The organism is Mycolicibacterium frederiksbergense (assembly GCF_012223425.1).
GTDB classification, from domain to species: domain Bacteria; phylum Actinomycetota; class Actinomycetes; order Mycobacteriales; family Mycobacteriaceae; genus Mycobacterium; species Mycobacterium frederiksbergense.
The window spans coordinates 2,443,276-2,458,236 of sequence record NZ_CP038799.1 but is presented as its reverse complement, the minus strand read 5'-3'; the positions used below and the strand labels follow the sequence as shown (position 1 = coordinate 2,458,236).

The window sequence follows — 14,961 nt, the reverse complement described above, 5'->3', positions numbered from 1 at the left end:
CGAACAACAAGCGGCCCGCCGAGATATTTGTACTGTTGATTCGGGTGCCGATCGCAGTCCCGGCCCGGACAGGATCTGATCTGATGACTGACACCCGCAATCCGCCGGGAACCTGGCAGGCCGTACGCGGTCTGCCAGAGTTCCGGCGACTGCTGGAGTTGCGGGCGGTCAGCCAGTTCGGCGACGGACTGTTCCAGGCCGGGCTGGCCGGGGCCATCCTGTTCAACCCGGAACGCGCCGCCGATCCGTGGGCGATCGCCGGTGCATTCGCCGTGCTCTTCCTGCCCTATTCGGCCCTGGCCCCGTTTGCCGGGGCGCTGCTGGACCGCTGGGACCGGCGCCTGGTCCTGATCGGCGCCAACATCGGCAGGCTGCTGCTGGTGCTCGCGGTCGGGGCGGCGCTGGCGGTCAGCTCGGGCGATCTGGTGTTGCTGTTCGGCGCGCTCATCGTCAACGGGTTCACCCGCTTCGTGTCCTCCGGCCTGTCGGCCGCGCTGCCGCACGTGGTGCCCCGCGACAAGGTGCTGACGATGAACTCGGTGGCGACCGCCACGGGCGCGCTGGCAACGTTCGTGGGCGCCAACTTCATGTTGCTGCCGCGCTGGCTGCTCGGCGCCGACGACGCCGGCGCCTCGGCGGTGATCTTCCTGGCCGCCGTACCCGTGGCTCTCGCGCTGGGGCTGTCGGTGCGCTTCTCCCCCCATGTGCTGGGCCCCGACGACAGCGCCCGCGCCGTGCACGGGTCGGCCGCCTACGCGGTGTCCACCGGCTGGGTGCACGGCATCCGGACGGTCGCCGCGGTCCCGACGGTGGCCGCCACGCTCAGCGGGCTGGCCGCGCATCGGATGGTGTTCGGGATCAACACACTGCTGGTGCTGGTGATCGTCCGCCACACCGGCGACCATGAGGTCGCCGGCCTCGGACTGGGCACGGCGGTGGTCTTCGTCGCCGCGACGGGTACCGGGTCGTTTCTGTCCACGGTGCTCACGCCGGCGGCAGTCGGGCGCTGGGGTCGATACCGCACCGCGAACGGCGCGCTGCTGCTGGCCGCGGTGGTCCAGCTGTTCGCCGCGTGGCTGTACCTGCCGGTGATGATCGGCTGCGGGTTCGTGCTGGGCGCGGCGGGGCAGATGGTGAAACTGTGCGCGGACAGCGCCATGCAGATCGATGTGGACGACGCGCTGCGCGGTCATGTCTTCACCGTCCAGGACGCCCTGTTCTGGGTGACGTTCGTGGCCGCCATCGCGGGAGCGGCGATGGTGATCCCGGCCGACGGGCGGTCGGTGCCGCTGGTGCTGGCCGGGTCGGTGCTCTATCTGCTGGGCTTCGCCGCGCACGCCGGTATCGGACGGCGGGCATCCCCGGTTTAGAGTTCAGCCATGGCTGGAGCCGAGCCGATGGTGGCCGATCTGCGCGCCGAGAGCGATGCCCTGGACACCCTGGTGGCCGACCTGCCCGAGGCCGGCTGGCAGACCGCGACGCCGGCCCCCGGGTGGACCGTCGCGCACCAGATCGCCCACCTGTGGTGGACCGACCGGGTGTCGCTGAAGTCCGTCACCGATGAGGACGCGTTCGCCGCGGTGCTCGGTGCGGCGGCCAAGGATCCACTCGGGTTCGTCGACGCCGGCGCCGAGGAACTGGCGCTCACCCCGCCCGCGGAGCTGCTCACCTCCTGGCGGCGTGACCGGGCGGCGCTGCACGACGCGCTGCTGAGCGTCGCCGACGGCCGCAAGCTGCCCTGGTTCGGCCCGCCGATGAGCGCCCCGTCGATGGCCACGGCACGGCTGATGGAGACCTGGGCGCACGGGCTGGATGTCGCCGACGCACTCGGTGTCCGGCGGCCGCCCACCGCCCGGCTGCGCTCGGTTGCCCATATCGGCGTGCGCACAAGAGATTTCGCTTTCACCGTGCACGGGCTCACTCCCCCGGCGGAGTTGTTTCACGTGGAACTGAGCGGTCCGGACGGCGAGCTGTGGTCGTGGGGACCCGAGGATGCCGCCCAGACCGTGACGGGGTCGGCCGAGCACTTCTGCATGCTGGTCACCCAGCGCAGGCCGCCACGCGAACTCGACGTGGTAGCCGTCGGCCCCGATGCGCAGAAATGGCTGACCATTGCGCAGGCGTTCGCCGGCCCCCCGGGGGCGGGCCGGGAGTAGCATCCCAGTCGGGCGCGCAGGACCGCCCGACGTCCGCTCGAAGAGGCTCAGCCTCCCTGCTGCAGTTGCCACTCGATGACCTCTTCTCGGCCCGGCATCGCGGACGACGGGCTCTCGAGAGGAGGCCGTCATGGCCAGTTCGCTACCCGACAATCCCTCGCTGACCCGGCTGCGTGATGAAGCCCGGCGCCTGCAGCGTGGCGTCTCCGAGCCGGCCGCACTGGCACTGGTCCGCGAGCACCATCCACAACCCGACACCGCACTGCGCCGCGATCGCTTCGCATTGCACGATGCGCACCTCACCGTGGCCCGTAAGTACGGCTTCAGCGGGTGGCCCGCACTCGTGCACTACCTCGAGGCCGCCGCGGAACTGAGCGTCGACCCGGCCCGGTTCGACGAGACCGCCGCCGACCCGGCCGACCGGTTCTGCGCGCTGGCCACGCTGCGCTATGACGAGGCCGATGCCCCACCCCGCCGGCAGGCGGCCGCCGCACTCCTGCGCGCCGAACCCGGCCTGACCGCACACCACGTGTGGGCCGCCGCCGCGGCAGCAGATCCACGCGCGCTGTCGGCCCTGTTGCGCGAAGACCCCGCACTGGCCGGGGCCACCGGCGGTCCACACGGCTGGGTCCCGTTGATGTATCTGGCATACGCACGAACGACGCAACACGACAGCCTGGCCGCGGCCGCGCTGCTGCTCGACGCCGGCGCCGACCCGAACGCCGGTTACCTGTGGCGCGGGATGGCGACCCCGTTCACCGTGCTGACCGGGGTGTTCGGCGAAGGTGAACAAGGGCCTCGCCGGCAGCCCCGGCATCCGCTCGCCGCCGACCTGGCCGAGCTGCTGTTGCGCCGCGGGGCTCATCCGGTCGATCAGCAGACCCTCTACAACCGGATGTTCCGGCCCGACGACTCGCACCTGGAGCTGCTGTTCGCCCACGGTCTCGCCGACGCGGGTCCGAGCCCGTGGGAACGGCGGCTCGGCGAGGCGATGGAGAGCCGCGCACAGATGTGGCAGCGGCAGGTGTCCTGGGCGGCCGAGAACGGCTTCACCGACCGGCTGGCCCTGCTCGCCCGGCACGGTATCGACATCTCGGGTGCCGATCCCGTGATACCCCGACTCCCCGATCAGCCCAACGCCCGCGACGCCGAGGGCGCCACCGCCCTGCACCACGCCGCGTGGTCCGGTGACCTCACCCTGATCCGGCAGTTGCTCGACGCCGGTGCGGACCCGACCCTGCGCGACGGCCGGTTCGACGCCACACCGCAGGGCTGGGCCGAGCACGCCTACCAGGACGAGGCGGCCGAGCTGCTGCGACTCACCTCAGATCGGTAGCCGAGTCCGCGGTGCCGTCGGAGTCGGTATCGGTGAACTGCACATCCCAGGTGCCGTCACCGTCGCGATCGGCATAGGCGGTAGCCGTCCCGTCGCGGTGGCCGAGCACCCGGTCGGCCAGCCCGTCGGCGTCGACGTCGAGCAGCCGGTCATCGGTGTGGCCGTCCCCGTCGAAATCCACCATGGGGCCGCCGGTCGCCTCCACCCCGTCCAGGCCGAACCAGCGCAGCTGTCCGGCCCGGTCGATCGCCACCGCCCAGGTGCCCGATCCGTCATCGGTGAAGTAGGCCGGCGCCGGGCCGTCCCGGTCGTGCACCGCGTGATCGGCCAACCCGCTCGCGTCAAGATCGGCCAACGCGTCATCGGGGCGGCCGTCCCCGTCGAGGTCCAGCCCAATCGCGTCGAGCACCCCGTCTCCGTCCACATCGATGGTCGGGTCGGCGGTCCAGATCTGCGCGCCGCCGGCGCCGTCACCCAGGCAATAGTCCATGCCTGTTCAGACGCATCAGGACTGCTGCGCGTTCCACCAGCTGTGAAGTTCGGCGATCGCCTCGTCATGGTCGAGCGGCCCGCGGTCCAGCCGGAGCTCCTTGAGGTGGTTCCACGCCTTGCCGACCAGCGGGCCCGGCGGGATACCGAGGATCTCCATGATGGCGTTGCCATCCAGGTCGGGCCGCACCCGCTGCAGATCCTCCTTGGCGGCCAGCTCGGCGATGCGTGCCTCGAGCTCGTCGTAGTTGGCCTGCAGCCGCGCCGCCCGGCGCTTGTTGCGGGTGGTGCAGTCGGCACGGACCAGTTTGTGCAGCCGGTCCAGCAGCGGACCCGCGTCGGTGACGTAGCGGCGCACCGCCGAGTCGGTCCACCGGCCGTCGCCGTATCCGTGGAAGCGCAGATGCAGATACACCAACTGCGACACGTCGTCGACCATCTGCTTGGAGTACTTCAGCGCCCGCATCCGTTTGCGGACCATCTTCGCGCCGACCACCTCGTGGTGATGGAAGCTGACTCCCCCGTCGGGTTCGTGGCGCCGCGTGCCGGGCTTGCCGATGTCGTGCAGCAGGGCTGCCCATCGCAGCACCAGATCCGGCTCTCCGGGAACTTCCAGATCGATGGCCTGTTTCAGCACCGTCAGCGAATGCCAGTACACGTCCTTGTGCTGGTGATGCTCGTCGATGGCCATCCGCATCTCGCCGACCTCCGGCAGCACCACCGCACCCAGTCCGGTCTGCACCATCAGGTCGACGCCGGCCACCGGATCGGCACCCAGCAGCAACTTGTCCAGCTCGGCGGCCACCCGCTCCGCGGTGATCCGGCCCAGCTGTGGCGCCATCTCCAGCAGCGCCTCCAGCACCCGCGGCGCCACCGCGAACCCGAGCTGTGACACGAATCGCGCCGCCCGCAGCATCCGCAGCGGATCATCGCCGAAGGACACCTGCGGGGCCGACGGGGTGTCGAGCACGCGGTCACGCAGGGCCGCCAGCCCGCCCAGCGGATCGAGGAACTCGGCCGGGCCCGCCGCGGTGATCCGCACCGCCATCGCGTTCACGGTGAAGTCGCGGCGCACCAGGTCGTCCTCGAGCGTGTCGCCGAAACGGACCTGCGGATTGCGCGACACCTGGTCATAGCTGTCGGCCCGGAACGTGGTGATCTCGAATCGGTGCCCAGCCTTGCCCACGCCGATGGTGCCGAATTCGATTCCGGTGTCCCACAACGCATCCGCCCAACCGCGGAGCAGCTTCTGCATCTGTTCGGGACGGGCGTCGGTGGTGAAGTCGAGATCCGAGTACAGCCGCCCCAGCAACGCGTCGCGGACACTGCCGCCCACGAGGTACAGCTCGTGGCCGGCGGCGGCGAACACCGCTCCGATATCGCGGAGCACATCGCCGTAGCTGTTCAGCGCAACCCAGGCCCCCGCCAGCAGTTCGGCGTCGGCTGCGTCATGGGTCGGGTCGGTCGGCACGTTCGGTGAGCCTAATCGGTCTCCCAGCCTGGTAACGACCCGGCGACAGCACGGCCACGACCGGCGCGTGTGGCGAGCAGGTAAACCTGCGGCAACTACTATCGCTTAAGTGTCGGACGGTGATAAGGCCAAGCCGCGACGGCGCCGGAGGCGTCGCCGCGGCCGTCGCGCTGCCGGTCCGCCCGAAGCCGACGCCGAACGCGCCACTTCCTCGGGGGAAAAGGCCAACTCGTCATCCGACCAGGTGGCCTCCGAGCGCGCCGGTCAGCCGGCCAAGCCCGGCCAGAACCGCAAGCCCCGGCCCTCCAGGCGCGCTCCCGAACGGCTGCGCACCGTGCACGAGACCTCCGCAGGCGGGCTCGTCATCGACGGTCTCGACGGGCCGAAGGACACCCAGGTCGCGGCATTGATCGGCCGGATCGACCGACGCGGTCGCATGCTGTGGTCGCTGCCCAAGGGACATATCGAGGTCGGTGAGACTGCCGAGCAGACCGCCGTCCGCGAGGTCGCCGAGGAGACCGGCGTGCAAGGCAGCGTGCTGGCAGCGCTGGGCAGCATCGACTACTGGTTCGTGACCGAAGGCCGACGCGTCCACAAGACGGTGCACCATTACCTGATGCGATTCCTGGGCGGTGACCTCTCCGACGAGGACATGGAGGTCACCGAGGTGGCCTGGGTTCCGCTGCGTGACCTGCCGGCCCGGCTGGCCTATGCCGACGAACGCCGCCTGGCCGTGGTGGCCGGCGAGCTCATCGACAAACTGCACACCGACGGTGAGGGCGCGTTGCCGCCGCTGCCGCACAGTTCGCCGCGGCGGCGCCCGCAGACCCATTCGCACACCCGCAACCGTCGCCCCGAGGAATCACCGCCCCGGCGTGCGAACGGCTGCGGTCCGGCCCAGTGAGTTCCGCGAGGGTGCTCCGCGTCCTCACCGCCGCCGTACTGCTGCTGCTCTTCGCGACCCCCGCGCTGCTGCCGCGCGCCGCCGCCGGCGAACCGGGAACCACCACGTTCCTGAAGCTGCGGATCGACCGGGTCAGCCCCGACACCGTCACGACCACCACCGGCGCGATCGTCACCGTCGCCGGCACCGTCCGCAACATCGGCGACCGGCCGGTACGGGACGTGGTGGTGCGTCTCGAACACGCACCCGCGGTCACCGCGTCGGCCGGGCTGCGCACCAATCTGTCCGGAAACCTCGACCAGTACGCGGCCGTCGCGCCCTTCATCACCCTGTCCACCGAGCTGCAACGCGGCCAGGAGGTGCCGTTCACGCTGTCCTACCCGGTGCGCGGAACCCAGGAGCCGTCGCTGCAGATCGAGGAGCCGGGCATCTACCCGCTGTTGGTGAACGTCAACGGCACCCCCGACTACGGCGCTCCCGCCCGGCTCGACGATGCCCGCTTCCTGCTCCCCGTCCTCGGTGTCCCGCCCGACCCCGTGACCGGGGATGCCGAAGGTGTGAGTGCGGTGGTACCGCCGGACACGTCCCGACCGGTGGCGATGACGATGCTGTGGCCGCTGGCCGACCGTCCGAGGCTCGCGGCCGGGATCCCAGGCGGGACCACCCCGGTCCGCCTGCTCGACGATGACCTGGCCACCTCGCTGGCGTCCGGCGGGCGGCTCGACACGCTGCTGTCGGCAGCGGATTTCGCCACCAGCGCCCAGGTCGACGACGAGGGCGCCCTGGGAGACGCCCTGTGCCTGGCCGTCGACCCCGACCTGCTGATCACCGTCAACGCGATGACGAACGGCTATGTGGTCAGCGACGACCCCAACGGCGGCCTCAACGCACCCACCCGTCCCGGGAACGGCCAGGAGGCCGCCGTCGACTGGCTGAGCCGGCTCCGGGCGCTGGCGCAGCGCACCTGCGTCACCGCGACCGTCTACGCCCAGGCCGACCTCGACGCCCTCCAACGCGTCGGCGACACCGGCCTGAGCACCGTCGCCACCCGCGGGGCCGCCGACATCGTCGACCAGATTCTCGGGGTGCGTTCGGTACGCGGCGCCACCCTCATCGGTGACGGACCGCTGACCCCCGCCGCGGTCTCGCTGCTCGGCGCGCAGGGCCCCACGGTCGCGGTGGCTCCCGCCCCGCTGGCCGCCAGTGCCGCAGACCTCGCCCCGCAACGCAACTCCCTGGACGTCGTCACCGCCCCGTTCGACCCCGGCCTGGCGGCCGCGCTGGCCGGTGCCGGCGGCGCGCCCATCACCCCGAGTTACCTCGATGACGCCCTGCGTATCCCGCTGCGGCACGACTCACGGGCGGTCCGGCTGCAGAACGCGATCGGGTCACTGTTGTGGCGCGGCCTGGCCCCCGGGACCGAACCCCGCACCCAGATCGTGGTGCCGCCGCTGACCTGGGACCTCGATCCCGATGAGGCGCAGCGGGTGCTGACCTCGGTGGCGACCGCCATCGGGGCCGGCCTGGCCTATCCACGACCGCTGCGCGCGGTGATCGTCGAGACACCGCGCACCGCGCCACCCGCGCCCGCAGCGCCCTCCCCACCCGCCGGCGAACCCGCCGACCGGTTCGACAACGGTGTGACGTCCGGCATCGCCGCCATCACCGGCAGGCTCTGGGGCCTGACCTCGGCGCTGACCGTCGATCAGCGCACCGGCCTGACCGGCATCCAGTACACCGCCCCGCTGCGGGAGGACATGCTGCGCGCGCTGAGCCAGTCGGTACCCGGCGATGAGCGCAACGCCGCCGCCCAACAACGTCTTTCGACCGTGAGCCGCACCGTCGCAGATCTCTTCGGGGCCGTCACCGTGGTGAATCCCGGCGGCTCCTACACCCTGGCCACCGAACGCAGCCCGCTGCCGCTGGCCCTGCGCAACGACCTGCCCGTCCCGATCCGGGTCCGGCTGCACATCGCCGCCCCGCCCGGCATGACGGTGACCGATCCCGGCGAGATCGAATTGCCGCCGGGGTTTCTGCCGCTGCGGGTGCCGATCGAGGTGCACTTCACCCAGCGGTTCGCCGTGGATGTGAACCTGAGCACCGCCGACGGACTGCCGCTCGGTGATCCGGTCCGGCTGTCGGTGCATTCCAACGCCTACGGCAAGGTGCTGTTCTTCATCACGCTGACCGGCGGCGCGATCCTGGCTCTGCTGGTAGGCCGGCGGCTCTGGCACCGGTTCCGCGGCGAACCCGACCGCGCGGACCTGGCCCCACCGACCCGACGGCCCGATCCGCTGGACACCGCGCTGGCCCACGGCTCCGAACGCGCCCGCCCCGGCGACGAGCCGCGATGAACGCTCCACAACGGGTACCGCGTGGGCACGAGACCCGGCGCCGGGCCGGTGGTCCCCGCGACCAGGACCCGACGGCACGGCAGCCCCGTCAAGAGCTCTCGGACTCCGCGGTGGTGTCCCGGTCCTGGGGGATGGCGCTGGCCACCCTGGTCAGCAGGCTCACCGGGTTCGCCCGGATGGTGCTGCTGGCACTCATCCTCGGCGGGCCGCTGCTCAGTTCGTTCACGGTGGCCAACCAGCTGCCGAACCTGATCGCCGCCCTGGTGCTGGAGGCGACGTTCACCGCGATCTTCGTGCCGATCCTGGCGCGCGCCGAACGCGACGACCCCGACGGTGGGACCGCGTTCGTGCGGCGCCTGGTCACCCTGGCCACCGCGCTGCTCATCGTCGCGACCATTCTGTCGGTGGCGGCCGCACCACTGCTGGTGGATCTGATGCTCGGCAGCGATCCGCTGGTGAACCGGCCGCTGACCACCGCGTTCGCCTACCTGCTGCTCCCCCAGGTCGTCTTCTACGGACTGTCCTCGGTGTACATGGCAATCCTGAACACCCGCAACGTGTTCGGACCGCCCGCCTGGGCCCCGGTGCTCAACAACATCGTCGCGATCCTGACGCTCGCGGTCTATCTGCTGGTACCCGGCGAGCTGTCCATCGACCCCGTCGAGATGGGCAACGCCAAGTTGCTCGTGCTCGGCATCGGCACCACCCTCGGCGTGGTGGCTCAGGCGCTGGTGCTGATCCTGGCGATCCGCCGGGAACGCATCAGCCTGCGCCCGCTGTGGGGTATCGACGACCGGCTCAAGCAGTTCGGCATGATGGCGCTGGCGATGGTGCTCTATGTGCTCATCAGCCAGATCGGCCTGATCGTCGGCAACCAGATCGCCAGCGCCGCGTCGGCTTCCGGGCCCGCGATCTACAACTACACCTGGCTCATCCTGCAGCTGCCGTTCGGCATCATCGGAGTGACGGTCCTGACGGTGGTGATGCCGCGGCTGTCCCGCAACGCCGCCGCCGACGACGGTCCCGCGGTGCTGGCCGATCTGAACCTCGCGACCCGGCTGACCATGCTGACGCTCATCCCGATCGTCGCGATGATGACCGTCGGCGGCCCGGCCATCGGCAGCGCCCTGTTCTCCTACGGCAACTTCGGCCAGACCGACGCGGGCTACCTCGGGATGGCGATCTCGCTGTCCGCGTTCACCCTGATCCCCTACACCCTGGTGCTGCTGCAGCTGCGGGTGTTCTACGCGCGCCAACAGCCGTGGACGCCGATCGTGCTGATCCTGGTGATCACCGCGGTGAAGATCGCCGCATCGGTCGCCGTACCGCATCTCGTCTCGGATCCGGGCATGGTCGCCGGATACCTGGGGCTGGCCAACGGGCTGGGCTTCCTGGCCGGCGCCACCATCGGCTACCTGGTCCTACGGGCGAACCTGAACCCCCCAGGCGGGAAGATGATCAGCCTCGACGTCGTGCGCACCATCCTGGTCACGATCGTCGCCTCGATGATCGCCGGCCTGGCCGCCCACATCGTCGACCAACTGCTCGGACTCGAGTCGCTGACCGAGCACGGCGGCGGCCTCGGTTCGCTGCTGCGACTGATCGTGCTCGGCGTGATCATGCTGCCGATCCTGGGCGGCGTGCTGTGGGCGGCCAAGGTGCCCGACGCGCTCGCGGTGGGGGCGGTGATCCGGCGCCGACTGCCGGGCGGCGCCACGGTGGTCACACCCCCGACTTCCAGGCCTGGTGACCGGCCTGTCACGTACTCTGATCGGAGCAATTCGCATCCGATGCGGCCTCCACGCCCCCCGGCTGCCCGCCGGTACGGACCGCACGCGGGGATTGCGCAGCAGCAGATGCCGAAAGGACCAGCGGTGAGCGATAAACCCGTCAGCGGTTCGGCGCCCGGGGCAGGTGCGCGACCCGAATCCGACCCCGAGCCCGGGGCGACGACACGCATCCCCCTGACCCCCGATTCGCGACCCTCGGCCGGTGACTTCCAGCCGGACACCGGCGGCTTCAGCACCCGGCCGCCCGCCGACTACGGCGGCGACCCCACCCGAGCACCGTTGGGATTCGATCCCCCGCACGAGCCCCCGCTGGAGGCGGCCACCGCCGACGAGGACATCCACCTCATCCCCGGCGCCACCATCGCCGCCGGACGCTACCGGCTGCTGGTGTTCCACGGCGGCCCGCCGCATCTGCAGTTCTGGCACGCCCTGGACACCGCGCTGGACCGACAGGTCGCATTGACCTTCGTCGACCCCGACGCCGTCCTGCCCGACAGCGAGTTGCAGGAGATCCTCACCCGCACGATGCGGCTGTCCAAGGTGGAGACCACCGGAATCGCCCGCGTGCTCGACGTCGCACGCACCGGTTCGGGTGGGCTGGTGGTCGCGGAGTGGATCCGCGGCGGATCGCTGGCCGAAGTCGCCGAGACTTCGCCGTCACCCATCGGCGGTGCCCGGGCGATCCAGTCGCTGGCCGCCGCCGCCGAGGCCGCACACCGCGCCGGCGTCGCGCTGTCCATCGACGACCCGAGCCGGGTCCGCGTGAGCATCGAGGGCGATGTGGTGCTCGCCTTCCCCGCGACCCTGCCCGACGCCACTCCCGAGGACGACATCCGCGGGATCGGCGCGTCGTTGTACGCGCTGCTGATCAATCGGTGGCCGCTGGCCGAGTCCGGTCTGCACAGTGGGCTGGAGGCCGCCGATCTCAACGCGGCGGGCCAGCCCGTGGAACCTCAGTCGGTCGACGGGAACATCCCGTTCCAGATCTCGGCCGCGGCGGCACGCGCCGTGCAGGAGGAGGGCGGCATCCGCAGCGCCCCCACCCTGCTGAACCTGCTGCAGCAGGCCACCGCGGTCGCCGACCGCACCGAGTTCATCGCACCGGTCGACGAACCGCCCGCCCCGTCGGCGGCCCGACTGGGCCCCGGCGGTACCGATCCGGAGGCGGCCGCGCGCCGCCGCAAGGGCATGATCATCGGCCTGGCCGCCGGCGGTGTCGTCGTGGTGGTCGCCCTGGTGGTCCTCGCGACCGTGCTGAGCCGCATTTTCGGCGATGTCGGGGGCGGGCTGGACCGCGACGAGCTCGGGTTGAACAATCCGAGCACCTCGGCCGAAGCCGAGTCGGGCAACACCGTCAAACCGGTGCGTGCCACGGTGTACTCCCCCGAGGGTGAGGCCGACGCACCCGCGGATGCGGGCCTGGCGATCGACGGGAATCCGTCGACCGTGTGGCCGACGGACACCTACTCCGATCCCGCCCCGTTCCCCGGCTTCAAGAACGGCGTCGGACTGATGCTGCAGCTGCCCAGGCCGACCGCGATCGCGTCGGTCACCCTCGACGTCTCCAGCACCGGCACCGCCGTCCAGATCCGGGGTTCGGACAGCGCCAACCCGGCCGCCCTCGAGGACACCACCGCGCTGACCGATCCGACGACGCTGAAGACGGGCTCCAACACCATCGAGATCGCCAATCCCGAGGCCACCCCGTATGTGCTGGTGTGGATCTCCACGTTGGGCACGGTGGACGGCAAGAGCCGCTCCGATATCTCCGAGATCACGCTCCGATCCGGGTCCTGACGACGTTATCCCCAGCCCCGGCACCGCAAACCCGCTGTTCAGCGTGCCGCCGGAAAGAGGTGCCGAGACAGGTGCGCTGCCGGCCATAGTGTTCGGCAGGTGGGGAGTTTCGGGGGACGCTCGGGGCACGATCGCACCGATGAGCAGTTGCTGGCGGCGCATGTCGCCGGCGACCGCTTCGCGTTCGAGGAGCTGTTCAACCGATATCAGCCGCAGCTCTACCAGCTGGCGCGGATCACCATCCGATGCCCCGACGACGCCCGCGACGCCCTGCAGGACGCGATGTTGTCCGCGCACTGCGGCGCGCCGAAGTTCCGGCACGATTGCTCGGTGAGCAGCTGGCTCTACCGCATCGTGGTGAATGCCTGCCTGGACCGGCTGCGCCGGCACAAGGCGCGTCCGACGACGCCGCTGGAGGTGATGACGTCCGCCGGATCGGTCGGCGATCCGGCGCCTGGGGTGGATACCGCCATCGTCGTCGAATTGGCGCTCATGCGGCTACCGGTCGAACAACGGGCGGCCATCGTGGCGGTGGACATGCAGGGCTTCTCGGTCGCCGAGGCGGCCCGGATGCTGGGCGTGCCCGAGGGCACGGTGAAGAGTCGGCGCGCGCGTGCCAGGACCAAGCTGGCCACCACGCTGGGCCACCTGTGCGCGCCGGTGGCTGCGGCCGAATCGAGCGTCGCCGCGCGATGATGGATGTGTGCAGCGCAACGCGCCCCACCGGGTGGTTCCCCCGGGGGGCGGACACCACCGGCAGAACCGGCCCGCGCTGGGCTGGCGCCAGGTGGCCGCTGTCACGGGCGCGTTGGCCGCGGTACTGGGCCTCGGGATCGGGCTGTACGCCGTGTCCGACGGCGGTGGCGCCGCCGAGCCGGGTACCGCCCGGGTACCGGAGACCAGCGCGCGTCACCTCACCGCGCGTTCGCCCTCGATGCCGCTGACCGACCCGCAGATCCTTGCGCTGCTGCGGCGCCCGCCCGATCTGGGACCGCTTGTCGACCCTCAGGCCTGCCTGAACAGCCTGAACGACCTGCCCGAGACCCGCATCCTGGGTGCCGCACCGGTGTCGATGAGCGCGCGTCCGGCGGTGCTGCTGGTGCTGCCCGCCCAGGACCCCTCGGCGGTCATCGCGGTGGTGGTGGCGCCGGATTGTCCGGTGGCCGGCACCGGGGCGCTGGCCCGGACGGAGTTGGCCCGGCCCTAGCAAGCGAGCCGGGAACACCCGGGCCTACCCTGATGTTTGAACAGACGGCCGTGTAAACGGCAGAAAGGCTGGGATAGCCAGGATGTCCACCACTTCTGAGGTCACGTCCCCCATTCACGACGTGATCATCATCGGCTCCGGCCCGGCCGGGTACACCGCGGCGGTGTACACCGCGCGGGCCCAACTGCGTCCGCTGGTGTTCGAGGGCATCCAGTTCGGTGGCGCGTTGATGACGACCACCGAGGTGGAGAACTACCCGGGGTTCCGCGAAGGCATCACCGGTCCCAATCTGATGGAAGAGATGCGCGAGCAGGCACTGCGCTTCGGTGCCGATCTGCGGATGGAAGACGTCGACGCCGTCGACCTCACCGGTTCGATCAAGACGGTGACCGTCGGTGACGAGACTCACCGCGCCCGATCGGTGATCCTGGCGATGGGCGCTGCGGCCCGCCAACTCGGCGCGCCCGGAGAGATGGAACGCATCGGCATGGGTGTGAGCACCTGTGCCACCTGTGACGGATTCTTCTTCCGCGACCAGGATATTGCGGTCGTCGGCGGCGGCGACTCGGCGATGGAAGAAGCGATCTTCCTCACCAAGTTCGCCCGCAGCGTCACGCTGATCCACCGTCGCGAGGAGTTCCGCGCGTCCAAGATCATGCTGGACCGCGCCCAGGCCAACGAGAAGATCACCTTCCTGACCAACACCGCCATCACCGAGATCGAGGGTGACCCGAAGGTCACCGGAATTCGCTTGCAGGACACCGTGACCGGCGAGGAATCGAAGCTGGCGGTGACCGGCGTGTTCGTGGCGATCGGCCACATCCCCCGCTCGGACCTCGTCCGCGGACAGGTCGAGGTCGACGAGGACGGATACGTGCAGGTCCAGGGCCGGACCACCGCGACCTCGCTGGAAGGCGTGTTCGCCGCAGGTGATCTGGTGGACCACACCTACCGGCAGGCCATCACCGCCGCCGGGTCGGGCTGTGCGGCGGCCATCGACGCCGAGCGTTGGCTCACCGAATTCCCCGCTCCGACAGAAGATTAGACCCCACTCCAGTTAGGAACATCCGATGACCGAGTACTCCGCAACCGCCGTCGTCACCGACGACTCCTTCTCCCAGGACGTGCTGACCAGCTCCACGCCGGTGCTGGTCGATTTCTGGGCCACCTGGTGCGGCCCGTGCAAGATGATCGCTCCGGTCCTCGAAGAGATCGCCGCGGAGAAGGCCGGTGAACTCAAGGTGGTCAAGCTCGACGTGGACGCGAATCCGGCCACCGCGCGCGACTTCCAGGTGGTCTCGATCCCGACATTGATCCTGTTCAAGGATGGTGCACCGGTCAAACGTATCGTCGGAGCCAAGGGTAAGGCCGCCCTGCTCCGGGAGATCGCCGAGCACGCCTGACGGCGGCCGCACTCGTCCGAATCACACCCTCGGGTTTTCCGGATTTTCGCGGGC

Annotated in this window: 12 protein-coding genes; 10 read left to right on the top strand and 2 right to left on the bottom strand. The window is 70.5% G+C overall.

What is annotated here, in order from left to right:
- Positions 1-83 precede the first annotated feature (83 nt).
- The 3 genes from EXE63_RS14745 (at position 84) to EXE63_RS14735 (ending at position 3,492) form a co-directional block, all read left to right on the top strand.
- Positions 84-1,370 (top strand): MFS transporter, encoded by a 1,287-nt coding sequence (locus EXE63_RS14745; RefSeq protein WP_168142546.1) that lies wholly within the window; start codon positions 84-86, stop codon positions 1,368-1,370.
- 9 nt (positions 1,371-1,379) lie between these two features.
- The gene (locus EXE63_RS14740; RefSeq protein ID WP_168142545.1) at positions 1,380-2,156 is read left to right on the top strand and encodes a TIGR03084 family metal-binding protein; all 777 of its coding nucleotides are present in this window, start codon (positions 1,380-1,382) and stop codon (positions 2,154-2,156) included.
- A gap of 130 nt (positions 2,157-2,286) precedes the next feature.
- Positions 2,287-3,492, top strand: coding sequence for an ankyrin repeat domain-containing protein (locus tag EXE63_RS14735; protein WP_168142544.1), 1,206 nt, complete (start codon positions 2,287-2,289; stop codon positions 3,490-3,492).
- On the opposite strand, the gene EXE63_RS14730 is transcribed toward EXE63_RS14735, so the two are convergent.
- Positions 3,476-3,982: a pullulanase gene (locus EXE63_RS14730; RefSeq protein WP_168142543.1), complete on the bottom strand. Its 507-nt coding sequence runs from the start codon at positions 3,980-3,982 to the stop codon at positions 3,476-3,478. The two genes, EXE63_RS14735 and EXE63_RS14730, sit on opposite strands and share 17 nt — an antisense overlap.
- A gap of 15 nt (positions 3,983-3,997) precedes the next feature.
- Entirely contained in the window at positions 3,998-5,452 is a 1,455-nt protein-coding gene (locus tag EXE63_RS14725) for a CCA tRNA nucleotidyltransferase (protein ID WP_168142542.1), read from the bottom strand.
- A gap of 109 nt (positions 5,453-5,561) precedes the next feature.
- On the opposite strand from EXE63_RS14725, the gene EXE63_RS14720 reads away from it, so the two are divergent.
- The 7 genes from EXE63_RS14720 (at position 5,562) to trxA (ending at position 14,907) form a co-directional block, all read left to right on the top strand.
- Positions 5,562-6,356, top strand: a complete 795-nt coding sequence (locus EXE63_RS14720) for an NUDIX hydrolase (RefSeq protein WP_168142541.1) — start codon at positions 5,562-5,564, stop codon at positions 6,354-6,356.
- Positions 6,353-8,710 (top strand): hypothetical protein, encoded by a 2,358-nt coding sequence (locus tag EXE63_RS14715; protein WP_234904501.1) that lies wholly within the window; start codon positions 6,353-6,355, stop codon positions 8,708-8,710. The genes EXE63_RS14720 and EXE63_RS14715 overlap by 4 nt, the downstream gene beginning before the upstream one ends.
- Positions 8,707-12,297: a murein biosynthesis integral membrane protein MurJ gene (gene murJ / locus EXE63_RS14710; protein WP_168142540.1), complete on the top strand. Its 3,591-nt coding sequence runs from the start codon at positions 8,707-8,709 to the stop codon at positions 12,295-12,297. The genes EXE63_RS14715 and murJ overlap by 4 nt, the downstream gene beginning before the upstream one ends.
- Before the next feature lie 99 nt (positions 12,298-12,396).
- Positions 12,397-12,993, top strand: a complete 597-nt coding sequence (sigM, locus tag EXE63_RS14705; RefSeq protein WP_168142539.1) for an RNA polymerase sigma factor SigM — start codon at positions 12,397-12,399, stop codon at positions 12,991-12,993.
- A gap of 7 nt (positions 12,994-13,000) precedes the next feature.
- Complete coding sequence (locus tag EXE63_RS14700; protein WP_168142538.1) at positions 13,001-13,504, top strand: RsmA family anti-sigma factor; 504 nt, start codon at positions 13,001-13,003, stop codon at positions 13,502-13,504.
- 82 nt (positions 13,505-13,586) lie between these two features.
- Positions 13,587-14,549, top strand: coding sequence for a thioredoxin-disulfide reductase (gene trxB, locus EXE63_RS14695; RefSeq protein ID WP_168142537.1), 963 nt, complete (start codon positions 13,587-13,589; stop codon positions 14,547-14,549).
- Between the two features lie 25 nt (positions 14,550-14,574).
- Complete coding sequence (trxA, locus tag EXE63_RS14690) at positions 14,575-14,907, top strand: thioredoxin (RefSeq protein ID WP_168142536.1); 333 nt, start codon at positions 14,575-14,577, stop codon at positions 14,905-14,907.
- Positions 14,908-14,961 lie beyond the last annotated feature (54 nt).

Excerpts from the sequence above, each read along its gene's own strand:
- EXE63_RS14745 (WP_168142546.1), top strand. The coding sequence starts at position 84 with ATGACTGACACCCGCAATCCGCCGGGAACCTGGCAGGCCGTACGCGGT.
- EXE63_RS14740 (WP_168142545.1), top strand. The coding sequence starts at position 1,380 with ATGGCTGGAGCCGAGCCGATGGTGGCCGATCTGCGCGCCGAGAGCGAT.
- EXE63_RS14735 (WP_168142544.1), top strand. The coding sequence starts at position 2,287 with ATGGCCAGTTCGCTACCCGACAATCCCTCGCTGACCCGGCTGCGTGAT.
- EXE63_RS14730 (WP_168142543.1), bottom strand. The coding sequence starts at position 3,982 with ATGGACTATTGCCTGGGTGACGGCGCCGGCGGCGCGCAGATCTGGACC.
- murJ (WP_168142540.1), top strand. The coding sequence starts at position 8,707 with ATGAACGCTCCACAACGGGTACCGCGTGGGCACGAGACCCGGCGCCGG.
- trxB (WP_168142537.1), top strand. The coding sequence starts at position 13,587 with ATGTCCACCACTTCTGAGGTCACGTCCCCCATTCACGACGTGATCATC.
- trxA (WP_168142536.1), top strand. The coding sequence starts at position 14,575 with ATGACCGAGTACTCCGCAACCGCCGTCGTCACCGACGACTCCTTCTCC.